Genomic DNA, 16,240 nt, shown 5'->3' on the forward strand with positions numbered 1-16,240 from the left:
TCATGTTTGATATAGAGAGGATCTATAGATATGGCCGTCAGCTATTCCGGCCTCGCTGCGTTTCATGCCGTGGCCGAAGCGGGAAGTTTTACCAGCGCGGCGAAGGCCAAGAATCTCAGCCAGCCTACGCTCTCCACGCAGGTGAAGGCGCTTGAGGACGCGTATGGTGTGCGTCTCTTCGATCGGATGGGCAGGCAGGTTAGGCTCACCCCGCTCGGGCAGAGCCTTTTCGTGATCACCGCCCGGTTGTTCACCGCCCAGGACGAGGCGCAGGCTCTCCTGGCCGGCACGCGAACGTTGCAGCGCGGCCATCTGCGGATTGCGGCTGACAGCGCGACGCATGTCATGGCGGCCCTCGCGAAGATGCGTGCGAACTACCCGGGGCTCACCTTCTCGCTGACCATCGGCAACTCGTCCGAGGTCGTCGATCAGATCATGGATTTCGTCGCCGATGTCGCGATCACGGCGCGCCCGAACTCCGATCCTCGCATCCACAGCATCAAGCTGCGGTCGGACAATCTGATCGCGTTCATCGCGGCCGACCACGAACTCGCTCGGCACGACAGCATCCCCATCGAAGCGTTCGCAGGGCAGGATATCGTCTTGCGCGAACGGGGATCCATCACGAGGGAGGTCATCGAGAACAGGCTGTCGATGGCTGCCGTCAAACCGATGAACCTGCTCGAAGTGCAATCGCGCGAAGCTGTTCGAGAGGCGGTCGCGGCCGGCTTCGGCATTGGCGTCGTCTTCGAAGCCGAATTCAGACCTGACTCCAACCTGAAGCGGCTGACCTTGACCGGCGCTGATTTCAGCGTCGGAGAATATGTGGCCTGCCGGGCGGAGCGGCGCCGCCTGCCTCTGGTCCGGAGCTTCTTCGAGATGGTGCAGCAAATCGTCGAAGGGACCTAGCACCAAGGCCAGATTCGGCCGTATCAGGACACCGGACAGAGCCCTTAGCTGGCGGATGCCGTATTGATCCCGGCATCGATCCAATCACGCGTCTGCTCCAGGACCTCATCCGAGAGCGCGGGATCGTCTACCGCCCGGGCGAGGATCATAGCTCCCACCATCGCCGCAAAGCTTCCGATCGCCACGCGGCGTCTGTCCGCCACATCCAACTCCGGGAGCGCCTCGCCGATCCGGTCAAGCTGCGACCGCAGCCCCTGGGTCATGGCCGCGCGTGCAGCCGGGGTTTGATGGCGCACGGCCGCAGCCAGGGCAGCGGTCGGGCAACCACCGGCGCAGTTGTCGCGATGACCGGTTGAAAGATAAGCATCTACATACGAGCGAAAATCGCCCCCTCCGCCCGCGTCCACGGTGAGGACATGGGCAAGGGTCTGCGCGATCAGATCGTCCTTCGAGCTGAAGTGGCCATAGAATCCGCCATGGGTGAGACCGGCGGCTTTCATCACCTCCGCGACGCCGACCGCGTCGAACCCCTTGTCGCGAAACAGCCGGCTGGCCGCATCCAGGATCCGGCGACGGTTCTCCGCCATCTGTTCTCGACTGACCTTCATTTCAAAATTCTCCGCGAGCACCATTGACACTTACATGATGGCCATCATATTTAGCATCAATCATGATGATCGTCATGAATATAAATGCGACCACAAAAGAGAGCAACCCTATGACCGTCATTCCGTCAGTTCTCATCACCGGCGCCTCCACCGGCATCGGCGCCGCCTATGCCGAGCGCTTCGCGCGCCGCGGGCACGACCTGGTGCTGGTCGCCCGTAACACCGCGCGCATGGAAGCCTTGGCGGATCGGCTGCGTCAGGAGACGGGCGTGGCGATCGACATCATCCAGGCCGACCTTACGCGACCGGGAGACCTTGCGGCGGTGGAGACCAGGCTGCGCGACGATGTCCGTATCGGGGTTCTCGTCAACAACGCCGGAACCGCCATTGGCGGCAGCTTCATCGAGCAGAGCACCGATGATGTGGCACGCCTCGTGGCGCTCAATACGACCGCACCTCTGCGGCTTGCCAGCGCCATCGCTCCGCGACTTGCAGAGACCGGCGAAGGGGCGATCGTCAACATCGGCTCCGTGGTCGGCCTGGCGCCGGAATTCGGAATGAGCGTCTACGGCGCAACCAAGGCCTTCGTTCTGTTCCTGTCGCAGGGACTCAGCCTCGAGCTCGGCCCAAAGGGCGTCTACGTCCAGGCCGTGCTTCCCGCCACGACGCGAACAGAGATCTGGGACTATGTCGGTGCCGAGGTCGATACCATGACCGGGGTTATGGAGGTGGGCGATCTGGTCGATGCGGCGCTGGTGGGCTTCGACCGCCGCGAAGCTGTGACAATCCCGCCGCTTCCCGATGCCGGGCAGTGGGACGCGCTTGAGGCCGCGCGTCAGGCCATGCTTCCGAACTACCGGAATGCACGTCCCGCCGAGCGGTATCGCACGGGCGCCTGAGCATCAAACGAAACACCGATTATCCCACCGCCGTCATGGCTGACGCCTGATCTGGAGGAACAGCATCATGAAGGCCTTCATCCTCGATCGCTACGGCAAGAAACAGGCGCTGCGTCTGGGCGACATGCCCGAACCCGTGCCAGGTCCCGACGACGTGCTGGTCGAGGTTGCCGCGGCAGGGCTCAACCCGATCGATTCCAAGATCCGGGACGGTGCATTCAAGCTGGTCCTACCCTACAAGACGCCGCTCGTGCTTGGGCACGATCTGGCGGGCACCGTGATCAGCGTCGGAGCAAACGTGCGGCGCTTCAAAGTCGGCGACGCCGTCTATGCCCGTCCCCGTGACGGGCGGATCGGCGCCTTTGCCGAACGGATCGTCGTCAACGAGAGCGATCTGGCGCTCAAGCCGGGCAATATCTCGATGGCCGAGGCCGCATCGATCCCGCTGATCGGGCTGACTGTCTGGCAGGCGCTGGTCGAGCGCGCGCAGATCAAGCCGGGACAGAAGGTGCTGATCCACGCCGGGTCGGGCGGTGTCGGCACCTTCGCCATCCAGCTCGCCAAGCATCTCGGCGCCACCGTCGCGACGACGGCGAGCGCCGCCAATGCCGCAATGGTGAAGGAGCTCGGGGCTGATGTCGTCATCGACTATCGCAGCCAGAACTTCGAGGAAGAGCTGTCGGGCTACGACCTCGTCCTCCACACGCTCGATGCCACGACGCTGGAAAAATCGCTGAAGGTGCTGAAGCCCGGCGGCAAGCTCATCTCGATCTCCGGCGCTCCCGATCCCGCTTTCGCACGCAGCCAGGGCTTGAACGTGGTGCTTCGGCTCGTGCTGCGCCTGCTCAGCGCGGGCATCCGGCGCAAGGCGAAGCGCGCGGGCGTCGAGTATTCCTTTCTCTTCATGCACGCCGACGGAGGGCAGCTTGAGCGGATCACCAGGCTGATCGAAGACGGCACGATCCGCCCGGTGGTCGATCGTGCCTTCCCCTTCGCGCAGGTGAACGACGCACTCGCCTACATCGACACTGGTCGCGCCAAGGGCAAGGTCGTCGTCACGCTCAAGTGACGCGATTTTCGGAAACAAGGATTTCGCCATGGCCACCCATATCCGCAGCGCAGACTGGAAGGCGGCACCCACTCGCCACGTCGAGGCTGCCGGCACGCGCTTCGCCTATCGCCGTCTCGGGCCTGATACCGGCGTGCCGGTGGTGCTGCTCAATCACTGGGGCGCGAACCTCGACAATTTCGATCCTCCCATCGTCGAGGGCCTGGCTGCCGATCGACCGGTCTATGCGCTCGACTATCGCGGCATCGGCAGCTCGGGCGGCAGGGCGCCGCTCACAGTGGCAGAAATGGCCAAGGACACGATCGCCACGATCCGCGCGCTTGGCTTGAAATCGGTCGACCTGATCGGCTTTTCCCTCGGCGGCTTCGTCGCGCAGCAAATCCTCCTCGACGCGCCCGATCTTGTCCGCCGCGCCATCCTTGCCGGCACGGGTCCTGCGGGCGGGACCGGGATCGAGCGGGTCGGTCCGGTGTCGTGGCCACTCATCATCAAAGGGCTGCTGACCTTTCGCGATCCCAAGTTCTATCTCTTCTTCACGTCGAGCGCGGCAGGCAAGCGAGCGGCCTTCGAGTTTCTCGCGCGATTGAAGGAGCGGACGGGGGATCGTGACAAGGCGGTCTCGCTGACGGCCTTCCTGCGCCAGTTGAAGGCCATCAAGGCCTGGGGCCTCCAGGCGCCGCAGCCACTGGATGGCGTCCGCACGCCCGTCCTCGTCGCGAACGGCGACCATGACATCATGGTGCCGAGCGAGAATTCGGTCGATCTGGCGCGACGCATCCCCGGCGCGCAGCTTGTCCTGTACCCCGACGCCGGCCATGGCGGCATCTTCCAGTATCACGACGCCTTCCTGAGGAAGGCCAAGGCCTTCCTGGCCGCCTGAACGCCAGCACCGCCCACAAGGACATATCAGATGGACCATATGACGTTCGGCCGTACCGGCCTTCAGCTTTCCAGACTCGCGCTTGGCACCGGCAATTTCGGCACCGGCTGGGGGTATGGCGCCGATCCTGAAACGGCGGTGGCCATTCTGGACGCCTACGCCGCGGCAGGCGGCAATTTCATCGACACGGCCGACGTCTACCAGTTCGGCCAGTCGGAAGAGATATTGGGCAAGGCGCTGGAGGGGCGGCGCGAGGATTTCGTCCTCGCCACCAAGTTTAGCAATGGCGCCTCGCCGGACGCCAACCGGCTGGTGAAGGGCAACAGCCGCAAGGCCATGATCGCCTCGGTCGAGGCGAGCCTGCGGCGCCTGAAGACCGATCGGATCGACCTCTACTGGGTGCATCATCCCGATGGCCTGACGCCCATGGAAGAGATCGTGCGCGGCCTCGACGATCTCGCGCGCGCCGGCAAGATTCTCTACGCCGGTCTCTCCAACTTCCCCGCCTGGCGGCTGGTACGCGCGGCGACGCTGACTGAGCTGACGCGAGCCGTGCCAATTGCCGCCGCGCAGTTCGAGCACAGCCTCGTCCATCGCGAACCCGAGGCCGATCTGTTCCCCGCCTGTCACGCCTTGGGAATCGCCGCTGTGACATGGTCGCCTCTGGGCGGCGGCGTGCTGACCGGCAAATATCGCAAGGGTGAGACAGGGCGCGCCGAAGGATTTGGTGGCCGCGTCTTTCAGGCTGAGAACACGCCGCAACGCTCAGCCACCGTCGACGCCGTACTGCAGGTCGCCGAAGAGGCCAGCGCCAGTCCCGATCGCGTCGCCATCGCCTGGGCCATGACACACGGGGCCGTGCCGATCATCGGCCCGCGTTCGCTCGGGCAGTTGGAGAGTAATCTGGGCGCGGCGGCGCTGAAGCTTTCAGCGGAGCAGATTGCGCGCCTCGATGCGGCGAGCGCACCGGCGGGGGCGCCACCTCGCGCGACGACGCTCGCTGTCGCCTGACGCACGAGCTTACCGATGCCCCGCCAGGCCTCATTCAAGAGCATCGGGCTGCAGCGTTAGACGCGCTGGAGGCAGCGGCCGCCCTGGACACGAGAGACCCGGGAGGAGTTGGGCCTGAAGCCGACCCTGTGCGAATTTCGCGATTGAAAGCTCAATATCCGGGCAGCCGCGGTGAAATTTCTCACTTGGTCGGCGCGGCGTGGCGTGTTTACCTCGGCTCTTCTCGATCGGAGCCTTCGATGTCCAGCCGCATCGCCTTCGGCGGTTTCCTGCATGAAACCAATACCTTCGCGCCGAGCAAGGCGGGGATGGACGCCTTCCAGCAAGGCGGAGGCTGGCCGCCGCTGGCGCGGGGCGAGGCGATCTTCGCGGCCGTGACCAACGTCAATGTCGGCGCCTCCGGCTTTCTCGACGTGGCCCGCGAGAAGGGCTGGGAAGCCGTGCCGACGCTATGGTGTGCCGCCAGCCCTTCGGCCCATGTCACGGCCGGGGCCTTCGAGACGATCGCAGGCGAGCTGGTGGAGCGGATTCGCGCGACGCTGCCGATCGACGGCGTCTATCTCGACCTGCACGGCGCGATGGTGAGCGAGAATTTCGACGACGGCGAAGGCGAGCTGCTGCGCCGGGTACGCGCCGTGATCGGACCGGACGTGCCGCTGGTCGCGAGTCTCGACCTGCATGGCAACGTCACGCCGCTGATGGTCGAGGCTGCCGACATGCTCGTCGCCTACCGCACCTATCCGCATGTCGACATGGCCCTGACCGGTGCCCGCGCCGCGCAGGCCCTGGCTGGCCTGCTCGGCACCAAAAGGCGTCCAACCAAGGCCTTCCGGCAAATTCCCTATCTCATTCCCATTGCCTGGCAGGCAACGGCGATGGAACCTTGTCGTACGATCTATGCGGAGCTCGCCGCGCTGGAGAGCGAGACGGTGCCGAGCCTTTCCTTCCTGCCCGGCTTCCCGGCCGCCGACTTTCCGGATTGCGGGCCGACCGTCGTCGCCTACGGCACGACGCAGGCCGAGGCCGACGCGGCGGCCGACGCGGTCGCCCGGCGGGTGATGGCGAGCGAGGCCGCCTTCAAGGGCACGGTCTTCGATCCCGATGCCGGGGTGCGCGAGGCGATGCGGCTCGCAGCGAGCGCGACGAAGCCGATCGTGATCTCCGATACGCAGGACAATCCCGGCGCCGGGGGTGATTCCGACACGATGGGCATGGCAGCGGCCCTCGTGCGCAACGACGCTGAGCGTGCCGCAATCGGCGTCATCGTCGACCCCGAGGCCGCCGCTGCCGCTCACGAGGCGGGCGAGGGCGCGATCGTCACGCTCGCACTTGGCGCGAAGTCCCGCATTCCCGGCGACGCCCCGCTCGTGGCGAGCTTCACCGTGGAGAAGCTTTCCGACGGGCGCTTCGTCGCGCCGGGTCCCTTCTATGGCGGCTCGCGCATGAATCTGGGGCCGAGCGCCTGCCTGCGCATCGGCGGGGTGCGCATCGTCGTCGGCTCGCGCAAGGCGCAGCTGGCCGACCGGGCGATGTATCGGCAGGTCGGCATCGAACCGGAGGAGCAGGCGATTCTCGTCAACAAGAGCTCGGTGCATTTCCGCGCCGATTTCGAGCCGATCGCCGAGACGATCCTCGTCTGCGCGGCACCCGGCCCGATGCCGGTCGATCCGGCGGTCCTGCCATGGCGCCGGCTGCGCCAGGGCCTGCGCACATCACCGCTCGGCAGGCCGTTCGCCTGAGCACGTCCTCCCTCGCATCAGCCTTTCATCGCCTGGAGTTCCTATGCCCGTTCTGCCGCAGATCGACGCCTTCAAGGATGACCTCACGGCGATCCGCCGCGATCTCCACGCCCATCCCGAGATCGGCTTCGAGGAGGTCCGTACCGCCGGCATCGTCGCCGACAAGCTGAGGGAGCTGGGCATCGAGGTCCATACCGGTATCGGCACGACCGGCGTCGTCGGCGTGCTGCACGGCCAGGCCGGGCCGGGCCGGCGCATCGGGCTGCGGGCCGATATGGACGCGCTGCCGATCCAGGAGACCACCAACCTGCCCTGGCGTTCGACCGTGGCCGGCAAGATGCACGCCTGCGGCCATGACGGGCACACCACCATGCTGCTCGGTGCCGCGCGCTACCTTGCGGAGAACCGGGGCTTCAAGGGCACGGCGATCTTCGTCTTCCAGCCGGCGGAGGAAGGGCTCGGTGGCGCGCGCCGGATGATCGCGGAAAAGCTGTTCGAGCGCTTCCCCTGCGACGAGATCTACGGGTTGCACAACGCACCCAATCTCGAGTCCGGCCAGATCTCGGTTTTCCCCGGCCCGGCCATGGCCGGCGCGGATTTCTTCGATATCAAGATCACCGGCAAGGGCAGCCACGGGGCCATGCCGCATATGGGGCGCGATCCTGTCATGGCGGCCATGAGCCTGGCCGCAGCGCTGCAGACCATTGTCAGCCGCAATGCCGACCCGCGCGAGGCCGCCGTGCTCTCGATCACCCAGGTCCATGCCGGTTCGGCCTACAACGTCATTCCGGAGGAGGCGGTGCTGGCCGGCACGATCCGTACCTTCTCGGAGGAGACGGGCGAGCTGGTGCGCCGCCGCATGCGCGAGATCGCGGCCGGCACGGCGGCGACCTTCGGCATGACGATCGAGGTCGACATCCGCAACATCTTCAACGTGCTGGTCAATCACGATGCCCCGGCGCAGGCGATGGCGGAGGTCGCCACCGAGATCGTCGGCGGCGCGAACGTGCTGACAGAGCCGAAGGCGATGATGGGCAGCGAGGATTTCGCCGACATGCTGCGCGTGGTGCCCGGCGCCTATGCCTGGGTCGGCCATGCCGGGGACGTGCCGGTGCACAACCCCGCCTATGTGCTCGACGACGGCATCCTGCCGGTTGGGGCGAGCCTGTTGGCGCGCATCGTCGAGACGCGGGCGACGGCCTGAGGAGCAGGACGATGGACGCCGGCACCCTGCCGCTCGACAGCGAGATCCTGCTCGCAGGGCTCAAGCCCTGGATCGAGTGCGAGAGCCCGACCTTCGACCCCGCCGCCGTCAACCGCATGATGGACCTCGCAGCGGCCGAGACGGCGGCGGCGGGCGCCATGATCACCCGCATCCCCGGACCGCCCGGCCTCGGCGACTGCGTGCGCGGCGACTTTCCACATCCGCGGCGTGGGGAGCCCGGCATCCTGGTGATGTCGCATCTCGACACCGTGCATCCGGTCGGGACGCTCGAGACGCTGCCCTTCCGGCGCGAGGGCTCGCGCTGCTACGGCCCCGGCATCCTCGATATGAAGGGCGGCGCCTATGCCGCGCTGCAGGCCATCGTCGCGCTGGCGAAGGCCGGTATCGAGACGCCACTGCCGGTCAGCGTGCTCTACACCAGCGACGAGGAAATCGGCAGCCCGGGTACGCGCGACATCATCATGGAGCAGGCCCGCCGCGACCGCTTCGTGCTGGTGCCGGAGCCGGGCCAGCCGGGTGACGGTGTCGTCACCGGCCGCTACGCCATCGCTCGCTTCAACCTTCAGGCGGAGGGCCGGCCGAGCCATGCCGGCTCCCGCCTCAAGGACGGGCGCTCGGCCATCAACATGATGGCGCGCCAGCTCTTGGCCATCGAGGAGATGACCGGTGAGGATTGCACCTTCTCCGTCGGCGTCATCGAGGGCGGGCGCTGGGTCAACTGCGTGCCGACCCTCTGCAAGGCCGAAGCCCTGAGCATGGCAAAACGGCAGGCCGATCTCGACCGTGGCGTCGAGCGCATGCTCGCTCTCACCCGCCGCGAGGAGGACGGCACCGGCTTCACCGTGACACGCGGCGCGACCCGCCCGGTCTGGGAGCCGGATGCGGGGACCCTGGCGCTCTACGGCCTCGCCCGCGAGATCGCCGGCGAACTGGGCTGGGAGCTCGGCCACGCCTCGGCCGGCGGCGGCTCCGACGCCAATTTCACCGGTGCGGGCGGCATCCCCTCCCTCGACGGGCTCGGCCTGCTGGGGGCCGGTTATCACACGCTGGAAGAGCATATCGAGATCGAGAGCCTGCCACGACGGATCAGGTTGATGGCGGGGCTGCTGGCGCGGCTCGCGTCCTGAACGATTGACAGGGCGCTTCGACGGGGGAGCCTTTCGCATCGTGGCATGGCGCCTGCATAAGGCGGAACGGCAAGGCGGACAAAAGGCAAAAGAAGACGAAATACCGGCACTTGCGACCTGCACATCACGATCGGCAAAGCCGGCCGGGCAAACGGCCAGAGGGGAGATCAGCCTTATGATGTCGCGTTGGAAGATGGTTGCCGCGGCGGCAGCGTTGCTGGCCGGCAGCAGTATGGTGCAGGCCCAGACGACCATGAAGGTCGTCATGCATTCGGACGTGAAGATCGTCGATCCGATCTGGACCACCGCCTATATCGTCCGCAACCACGGCTATATGATCTACGACACCCTGTTCTCGATGGACGAGAAGGGTGAGATCAAGCCGCAGATGGTCGAGACCTTCACGGAGTCGCCGGACAAGCTGACCTACAAGTTCACGCTGCGCGACGGCCTGCTCTGGCACGACGGCAAGCCCGTCACCGCAGAGGACTGCATCGCCTCGATCAAGCGCTGGTCGGCCAAGGACCCGGTCGGCCAGAAGCTGATGACCTTCGTCGACTCGATCACCGCCGACGACGCCAAGAGCTTCACGGTCAGGCTGAAATCGCCGACCGGCCTGTTGATCTTCGGCCTCGGCAAGCCGTCCTCAAACGTGCCGTTCATGATGCCGAAGCGCGTCGCGGACACCGACCCCAACACGCAGATCTCCGAGTTCATCGGTTCCGGCCCCTTCGTCCTGAAGCAGGATGAGTGGAAGCCCGGCGACAAGATCGTCTACACCAAGTTCAAGGACTACAAGCCGCGCTCCGAGCCGGCATCCGGCCTGGCCGGCGGCAAGGTCGTCCATATCGACCGCGTCGAATGGCTTGCGGTCAGCGACCAGCAGCAGGCGGTCAACGCGCTGCTGGCGGGCGAGATCGACATGGTCGAGCAGCCCGCCTTCGACCTGATCCCGCTGCTCAAGGACGACAGCAACATCAAGCTGTGGAACTACAACCCGCTCGGGCTGCAGTACACGATGCGCTTCAACCACACGCAGCCGCCCTTCGACAATCCGAAGGTGCGCCAGGCCGTGACCTATGCGCTGAACCAGAAGGACTTTCTCGAAGCGACCGTCGGCAATCCCGACTACTATCAGGTCTGCAAGGCGATGTTCGTCTGCGGCTCGCCGCTCGCCTCCGAAAAGGGCATGGACGGGTTGCTCGAATCGAACTTCAAGAAATCGCAGGAGCTCCTGAAGGAGGCCGGCTATGACGGCAAGCCGGTGGTGCTTCTGCATTCGACCGATCTGCAGTCGCTGACCAATCTCGGCCCGGTCGCCAAGCAGCTGCTCGAGAAGGGCGGCTTCAAGGTCGACATGCAGTCCTCGGACTGGCAGACGGTGGTCTCGCGACGCGTCCGCAAGGATCCGATCGACAAGGGCGGCTGGAACCTGATGCAGACCTCCTGGGTCTCGGCCGACATCCTGAACCCCGTCATGGCCGGCTTCTTCAATGCGAGCTGCGACAAGGCCGCCTTCGGCTGGCCCTGCGATGCGGAGATGGAGAAGCTGCGCGACGACTTCGCCCGCGAGCCCGATCCGGCGAAGCAGAAGGCGATTGCGGAAGCCGTGCAGGTCCGCTGGCGCGAGGTGGTGACCCATGTCCATCTCGGCCAGTACAACGTGCCGATCGCGGCCCGGAAGAACATCACCGGCATCCTGACGGCGCCGGCGCCGGTCTTCTGGAACGTCGAGAAGAAGTGAGCCGGATGCGCTTGCTCCTTTCCGGGAAGCCGTCCTGATGCTCGGCTACATTCTGAGGCGCCTGCTGGCGGCGATCCCGGTCCTCGTGATCGTCGCCGTGCTGGTCTTCCTGATGCTGCGGCTGACGCCGGGCGACCCGGCAGCGGTCATCGCCGGCGACAACGCCAGCTCGGAGCAGATCGCGCTGGTGCGCAACCGGCTCGGGCTCGACCAGCCGATCCTCGCCCAGTTCACGATCTGGGCGAAGAATTTGCTCTCGGGCAATCTCGGCGAATCCTTCTTCTTCAAGAAGCCGATCTCCGAACTGATCCTCGGGCGCATCGAGCCGACGCTGTCGCTTGCTTTCGCGACCATCCTGATCGCGATCTGCGTCGCGATCCCGCTGGGCGTGCTCGCCGCCTACAAGCACGGCTCCTGGATCGACCGCATCGTGATGGGTTTCTCGGTGCTCGGCTTCTCGATACCGGTCTTCGTGATCGGCTACCTGCTGATCTATCTCTTCGCGATCACGCTGGGCTGGTTCCCGGTGCAGGGCTACCAGCCGATCTCGGCCGGGTTCGGTGGTTATCTGCAGCGGCTCGTGCTGCCGGCGCTGACGCTCTCGGTGATCTACATCGCGCTGATCGCGCGGATGACGCGGGCGAGCGTGCTCGAGGTGCTGAACGAGGACTATATCCGCACCGCCCGCGCCAAGGGGCAGGTCGAGCGCAAGATCCTGTTCCGCCACGCGCTGAAGAACGCGGCCGTGCCGATCGTCACCGTGGTCGGCATCGGCATCGCGCTGCTGATCGGGGGGGTCGTGGTAACGGAGAGCGTCTTCGCCATCCCCGGTCTCGGCCGGCTGACCGTCGATGCCGTGCTGGCGCGCGACTACCCCACCATCCAGGCCGTCATCCTTCTGTTCTCCGGCATCTATGTCGGGATCAACCTGCTGATCGACCTGACCTACAGCCTGTTCGACCCGAGGATCCGCTATTGAGCGCCGAGCCGACCCTGCTGGCCCCGGTCGCCGACGAGCCCGCTCCCTCCGGGCGGAGCATCCTGCGCCGGCTACTGACCAATGTTTCCGTACTGATCGGAGGCATCGTCCTGGTGGTGATGACACTGATCGCCCTGCTGGCGCCGCAGCTCGGGACTGTCGATCCGACCGCGATCGATCCCGTCGCGCGCAACAAGAAGCCGGGCTTCGAGCGCACCATCCGCTCCGATGACGGCGCGAACTCGACCTTCACCTACCGGATGGGCACCGATTCGCTCGGGCGGGACGTCTACAGCCGCGTCGTCTACGGCGCCCGGATCTCGCTGGCGATCTCGATCGCAGTGGCGCTGGCGAGCATCGCGATCGGCCTCGTCATCGGCCTCGTCGCCGGCTATGTGCGCATCCTTGATGGTCCGATCATGCGCGTGATGGACGGGCTGATGGCGATACCGGGCATCCTGCTCGCCATCGCGGTCGTCTCTCTGTTCCGGGCCGGGCTGACGGCGGTCATCATCGCGATCATCGTGCCGGAGATCCCGCGCGTGGTGCGGCTGGTGCGCTCAATCGTGCTCTCGGTTCGCGAGGAGCCCTATGTCGAGGCGGCGATCATGGCCGGCACGCGCGTGCCCAAGCTGATGATCCGCCACATCCTGCCCAACACCACCGCGCCGCTGATCGTGCAGGGCACCTTCATCGCCGCCTCCGCCATCCTCGTCGAGGCCATCCTGTCCTTCCTCGGCGTCGGTATCCCGCCGGAGACTCCGAGCTGGGGCAACATCATGGCCGAGGGGCGCAACCTCTTCCGGGTCTTCCCGCACAACATCCTCTATCCCGGCATCTTCCTGGGGCTGACGGTGCTCGCCGTGAACATCCTCGGCGACGGCCTGCGCGACACGCTCGATCCGAAGATGGCCGGCCGATGAGCAACGAGACATCCCCCGTCCTGGAAGTTTCGGGCCTCACCATCGCCTTGCCCGGCGGCGGCGACCGCAACCATGCGGTGGAGGGCGTTTCGCTCGCCGTCGGCAAGGGCGAGATCGTCTGCGTCGTCGGCGAATCCGGTTCGGGCAAATCCGTCACCGCCTTCTCGGTGATGGGCCTCTTGGCCAGGGTGCTGAAGCCCATGGCAGGGACGATCCGGCTGGCGGGTGAGGACCTGCTCGCCGCCACGCCGCAACGCCTGCGCGCGCTGCGGGGCGACCGCATGGCCATGATCTTCCAGGAGCCGATGACCGCGCTCAACCCGGTGCTGACCATCGGCGACCAGATCGAGGAGGTGCTGCGTATCCATACCAACCTCGACCAGCCGGCGCGGCGCACGAAGGTGCTCGCCATGCTGGAGGCGATGCGCTTGCCCGATCCCGAGCGTATGCACGCCTCCTACCCGCACCAGCTTTCGGGCGGGCAGCGCCAGCGCGTGATGATCGCCGCCGCGCTGATCCTCGACCCCGCCCTGCTGATCGCCGACGAGCCGACGACCGCGCTCGACGTCACGACGCAGGCGCAGATCCTCAAGCTCATCAAGGAGATGCAGGAGCGGCGCGGCACGGGCGTGCTGTTCATCACCCATGATTTCGGCGTCGTCTCCGAGATCGCCGACCGCGTCGTGGTGATGGAGAAGGGGCGCGTCGTCGAGCAGGGGCCGACGGCGCAGGTGTTGCGCGCCCCCCAGCATCCCTACACCCGCATGCTGATCGCCTCCGTGCCGGTCCTGAAACCGGCGCAGCGCCCGGAGCCGACAGGGCCGATCGCCCTCGAGACTGCTGGCCTCGGCAAAACCTACCGCTCGCGCGGATTGTTCAAGAAGGAACGCGTCGTCCGGGCCGCCGCCGATGTCGGCATCCGGGTCCGGCGCGGCGAGACGGTCGGCATCGTCGGGGAATCCGGCTCGGGCAAGACCACGGTCGCGCGCTGCGTCGCCCGGCTGATGCCGCCGAGCGAGGGCCAGATCCTCGTCCCCGACATCGACATCGCCGGGCTTTCCGAACGGCGCCTGAGACCTTACCGGCGCAAGATCCAGGTGGTTTTTCAGGATCCGTTCCGCTCGCTCAATCCGCGCCTTACCGTGAGCGAATCCATCATCGAAGGCCCCGTGAATTTCGGGCAGCCGCGGGCGAAGGCGCTGGCACGGGCCCGCGAGCTGATGGAACTCGTCGGCCTGCAGCCTTCCGCGCTCTCGCGCTATCCGCACCAATTCTCCGGCGGCCAGCGCCAGCGCATCGCGATTGCCCGTGCACTCGCCATGGAGCCGGAGATCCTGATCGCGGACGAGGCAGTCTCGGCGCTCGACGTCTCCGTGCAGAAGCAGGTGCTCGCCTTGCTCGACGACGTGCAGAAGCGCTTCGACCTCGCCATCCTGTTCATCACCCACGACCTCAGGGTTGCCGCGCAGATCTGCGACCGGCTGGTGGTGATGGAGAAAGGGCTGGTGGTCGAGCAAGGCCGCACGGCCGATGTTTTCGCCGCCCCCGCCCACCCCTATACGCGTAGCCTGATCGAGGCTGCACCCGGCCGCGACTTCGCCACCGGCGAGGCCTGAAGCGGATATTCGGCGACAAGCTGGAGACGACGTCATGACCCTGGCGATGAGCTGGGAGGAATGGGCCTCCCACGACGCAGTCGGCCTCGCCGAGCGGGTGCGCAATGGTGAGCTGACGCCGGCTGAGCTGGCGCGGCAGGCGGCCGCGGGCATCGCGAAGACGAATCCTTTGCTCAGCGCCGTGGTGGAGGTCTTCGAGGATGTGGTCGCCGATCCGCTGAGCGACGGGTTGGACCCTGGCGGCCCTTTCGCCGGGGTGCCCTTCCTGATGAAGGATCTGGGTCCCACACTGAAGGGCAGGCTGCAGGAGCAGGGCTCGCTCTTCATGCGCGGCAATCGTCCGGCGGCCGATGCCTGGCTGACTGCGCGCATGCGCAAGGCGGGCCTCAACCTGATGGGCCGGACCACCACGCCCGAATTCGGCGTGTGCAGCTCGGCCGAGAACCCCGCTGTCTACGTCACCCGCAATCCCTGGGACACGGACTACACCACTTGCGGCTCTTCGGCCGGGACGGCGGCGATGGTGGCGGCCGGCGCCGTGCCGCTCTCGCATGCGACCGACGGCGGAGGCTCGATCCGCATCCCGGCCGGCTTCAACGGCAATATCGGGCTGAAGGCTTCGCGCGGCGTGTTCTCGATCGCGCCCAACCTTTCGGACATCTCCGGCTTTGTCTCGACGCAAGGCTGCCAGAGCCGCTCGGTGCGCGACACCGCCGCTTTCGTCGACGCCTGTCGCGGCGGCGCACCAGGCGAGTTCATGCCCTACTGGACCGCGCCCGAGCCCTATACGCAGCTCATCAAGCGCGATCCGGGCCGCCTGCGCATCGCCCTCTCGCACGAATGGGGCGACTACCGTGCCACCCCGGCCATCGTCGCCGAGCTCGAAAAGGCCGGTCGCTTCCTCGAGGAACTCGGCCACCATGTCGACTGGGCCCTGCCGGAGGCCGATTTGCGCGCCGCCTTCGCCGCGCAGACCACCTGCTACATCAGCAACTTCGCACAGGTCATCGCCGGCCTTCTGGAGACGCGCGGCCTGCAACGCCCCCCGGAGGGGCTGATCGAGCCGATGAACATTCGCATCTGGGAGGCGGGCAAGGATATGTCCTACGCCGAGCGCTACCGGATGCAGGCGGTGTTCAACAGCACGGCGCGGGCCTTCGGCGCCTTCTTCGAGGAATGGGACATCATCCTGACCCCGATCACGGCGCTGCCGACGCCCAAGATCGGCGCCACCGAATACCTCACCATCAGCGACAATCCCGATGTGCTCGACTGGTTCGGCCATCTCTGGAAGTTCTTCGCCTATACGCCGCTGTCGAATCTCTGCGGCATACCGGGGCTCTCGATGCCGATGGGCCGGCAGGAGAGCGGTTTGCCCTTCGGCATCCAGGCACAGGCACGGCAGGCCGGCGACGGCCTGCTGCTGCAGCTCGCGGCGCAGATCGAGCGCGCGCTGGGAGGTCGCTGGAACGATGGCAGGCGGCCGCCCGTGCATGTGACGGCGGCCTGAG

At 66.4% G+C, this 16,240-nt stretch carries 14 protein-coding genes; 13 read left to right on the forward strand and 1 reads right to left on the reverse strand.

The window, feature by feature from the left end:
* Positions 1 to 30 precede the first annotated feature (30 nt).
* Positions 31 to 909, forward strand: a complete 879-nt coding sequence (locus tag GY40_RS14775) for a LysR substrate-binding domain-containing protein (RefSeq protein WP_038363422.1) — start codon at positions 31 to 33, stop codon at positions 907 to 909.
* A gap of 44 nt (positions 910 to 953) precedes the next feature.
* On the opposite strand, the gene GY40_RS14780 is transcribed toward GY40_RS14775, so the two are convergent.
* Positions 954 to 1,517 (reverse strand): TetR/AcrR family transcriptional regulator, encoded by a 564-nt coding sequence (locus GY40_RS14780; RefSeq protein ID WP_038364285.1) that lies wholly within the window; start codon positions 1,515 to 1,517, stop codon positions 954 to 956.
* A gap of 110 nt (positions 1,518 to 1,627) precedes the next feature.
* Between GY40_RS14780 and GY40_RS14785 the strand changes: the two genes are divergently transcribed.
* The 12 genes from GY40_RS14785 (at position 1,628) to GY40_RS14840 (ending at position 16,239) form a co-directional block, all read left to right on the forward strand.
* Positions 1,628 to 2,416, forward strand: a complete 789-nt coding sequence (locus tag GY40_RS14785; RefSeq protein ID WP_038363423.1) for an SDR family NAD(P)-dependent oxidoreductase — start codon at positions 1,628 to 1,630, stop codon at positions 2,414 to 2,416.
* A gap of 67 nt (positions 2,417 to 2,483) precedes the next feature.
* Positions 2,484 to 3,485: an NADP-dependent oxidoreductase gene (locus GY40_RS14790; protein WP_038363425.1), complete on the forward strand. Its 1,002-nt coding sequence runs from the start codon at positions 2,484 to 2,486 to the stop codon at positions 3,483 to 3,485.
* 28 nt (positions 3,486 to 3,513) lie between these two features.
* Entirely contained in the window at positions 3,514 to 4,365 is an 852-nt protein-coding gene (locus tag GY40_RS14795) for an alpha/beta fold hydrolase (RefSeq protein ID WP_038363428.1), read from the forward strand.
* 30 nt (positions 4,366 to 4,395) lie between these two features.
* Positions 4,396 to 5,376: an aldo/keto reductase gene (locus GY40_RS14800; RefSeq protein ID WP_038363430.1), complete on the forward strand. Its 981-nt coding sequence runs from the start codon at positions 4,396 to 4,398 to the stop codon at positions 5,374 to 5,376.
* Positions 5,377 to 5,615: 239 nt separating this feature from the next.
* On the forward strand, positions 5,616 to 7,115 hold the full coding sequence (locus tag GY40_RS14805; RefSeq protein WP_038363432.1) for a M81 family metallopeptidase: 1,500 nt from the start codon (positions 5,616 to 5,618) through the stop codon (positions 7,113 to 7,115).
* A 43-nt stretch (positions 7,116 to 7,158) separates the two neighbouring features.
* On the forward strand, positions 7,159 to 8,319 hold the full coding sequence (locus GY40_RS14810) for a M20 aminoacylase family protein (protein WP_038363435.1): 1,161 nt from the start codon (positions 7,159 to 7,161) through the stop codon (positions 8,317 to 8,319).
* An 11-nt stretch (positions 8,320 to 8,330) separates the two neighbouring features.
* The gene (locus GY40_RS14815; RefSeq protein ID WP_038363437.1) at positions 8,331 to 9,467 is read left to right on the forward strand and encodes a M20/M25/M40 family metallo-hydrolase; all 1,137 of its coding nucleotides are present in this window, start codon (positions 8,331 to 8,333) and stop codon (positions 9,465 to 9,467) included.
* Positions 9,468 to 9,642: 175 nt separating this feature from the next.
* On the forward strand, positions 9,643 to 11,211 hold the full coding sequence (locus tag GY40_RS14820; RefSeq protein WP_081925412.1) for an ABC transporter substrate-binding protein: 1,569 nt from the start codon (positions 9,643 to 9,645) through the stop codon (positions 11,209 to 11,211).
* 37 nt (positions 11,212 to 11,248) lie between these two features.
* A complete protein-coding gene (locus tag GY40_RS14825) occupies positions 11,249 to 12,190 on the forward strand; it encodes an ABC transporter permease (protein ID WP_038363440.1) in 942 nt (313 codons plus the stop codon).
* A 59-nt stretch (positions 12,191 to 12,249) separates the two neighbouring features.
* Positions 12,250 to 13,113: an ABC transporter permease gene (locus GY40_RS14830; RefSeq protein WP_248311196.1), complete on the forward strand. Its 864-nt coding sequence runs from the start codon at positions 12,250 to 12,252 to the stop codon at positions 13,111 to 13,113.
* Positions 13,110 to 14,729 carry an ABC transporter ATP-binding protein gene (locus tag GY40_RS14835; protein ID WP_038363444.1) on the forward strand — a complete coding sequence of 540 codons (1,620 nt, stop codon included), beginning with the start codon at positions 13,110 to 13,112 and terminating at the stop codon, positions 14,727 to 14,729. The genes GY40_RS14830 and GY40_RS14835 overlap by 4 nt, the downstream gene beginning before the upstream one ends.
* Positions 14,730 to 14,763: 34 nt before the next feature.
* On the forward strand, positions 14,764 to 16,239 hold the full coding sequence (locus tag GY40_RS14840) for an amidase (protein ID WP_038363446.1): 1,476 nt from the start codon (positions 14,764 to 14,766) through the stop codon (positions 16,237 to 16,239).
* Position 16,240 lies beyond the last annotated feature (1 nt).

It is taken from the genome of Allobosea sp. UNC402CLCol (genome assembly GCF_000745475.1).
Taxonomy (GTDB): domain Bacteria; phylum Pseudomonadota; class Alphaproteobacteria; order Rhizobiales; family Beijerinckiaceae; genus Allobosea; species Allobosea spartocytisi.

Excerpts from the sequence above, each read along its gene's own strand:
- GY40_RS14775 (WP_038363422.1), top strand. The coding sequence starts at position 31 with ATGGCCGTCAGCTATTCCGGCCTCGCTGCGTTTCATGCCGTGGCCGAA.
- GY40_RS14785 (WP_038363423.1), top strand. The coding sequence starts at position 1,628 with ATGACCGTCATTCCGTCAGTTCTCATCACCGGCGCCTCCACCGGCATC.
- GY40_RS14840 (WP_038363446.1), top strand. The coding sequence starts at position 14,764 with ATGACCCTGGCGATGAGCTGGGAGGAATGGGCCTCCCACGACGCAGTC.
- GY40_RS14805 (WP_038363432.1), top strand. The coding sequence starts at position 5,616 with ATGTCCAGCCGCATCGCCTTCGGCGGTTTCCTGCATGAAACCAATACC.
- GY40_RS14780 (WP_038364285.1), bottom strand. The coding sequence starts at position 1,517 with ATGAAGGTCAGTCGAGAACAGATGGCGGAGAACCGTCGCCGGATCCTG.
- GY40_RS14835 (WP_038363444.1), top strand. The coding sequence starts at position 13,110 with ATGAGCAACGAGACATCCCCCGTCCTGGAAGTTTCGGGCCTCACCATC.
- GY40_RS14790 (WP_038363425.1), top strand. The coding sequence starts at position 2,484 with ATGAAGGCCTTCATCCTCGATCGCTACGGCAAGAAACAGGCGCTGCGT.
- GY40_RS14810 (WP_038363435.1), top strand. The coding sequence starts at position 7,159 with ATGCCCGTTCTGCCGCAGATCGACGCCTTCAAGGATGACCTCACGGCG.
- GY40_RS14825 (WP_038363440.1), top strand. The coding sequence starts at position 11,249 with ATGCTCGGCTACATTCTGAGGCGCCTGCTGGCGGCGATCCCGGTCCTC.
- GY40_RS14795 (WP_038363428.1), top strand. The coding sequence starts at position 3,514 with ATGGCCACCCATATCCGCAGCGCAGACTGGAAGGCGGCACCCACTCGC.
- GY40_RS14800 (WP_038363430.1), top strand. The coding sequence starts at position 4,396 with ATGGACCATATGACGTTCGGCCGTACCGGCCTTCAGCTTTCCAGACTC.
- GY40_RS14820 (WP_081925412.1), top strand. The coding sequence starts at position 9,643 with ATGATGTCGCGTTGGAAGATGGTTGCCGCGGCGGCAGCGTTGCTGGCC.
- GY40_RS14815 (WP_038363437.1), top strand. The coding sequence starts at position 8,331 with ATGGACGCCGGCACCCTGCCGCTCGACAGCGAGATCCTGCTCGCAGGG.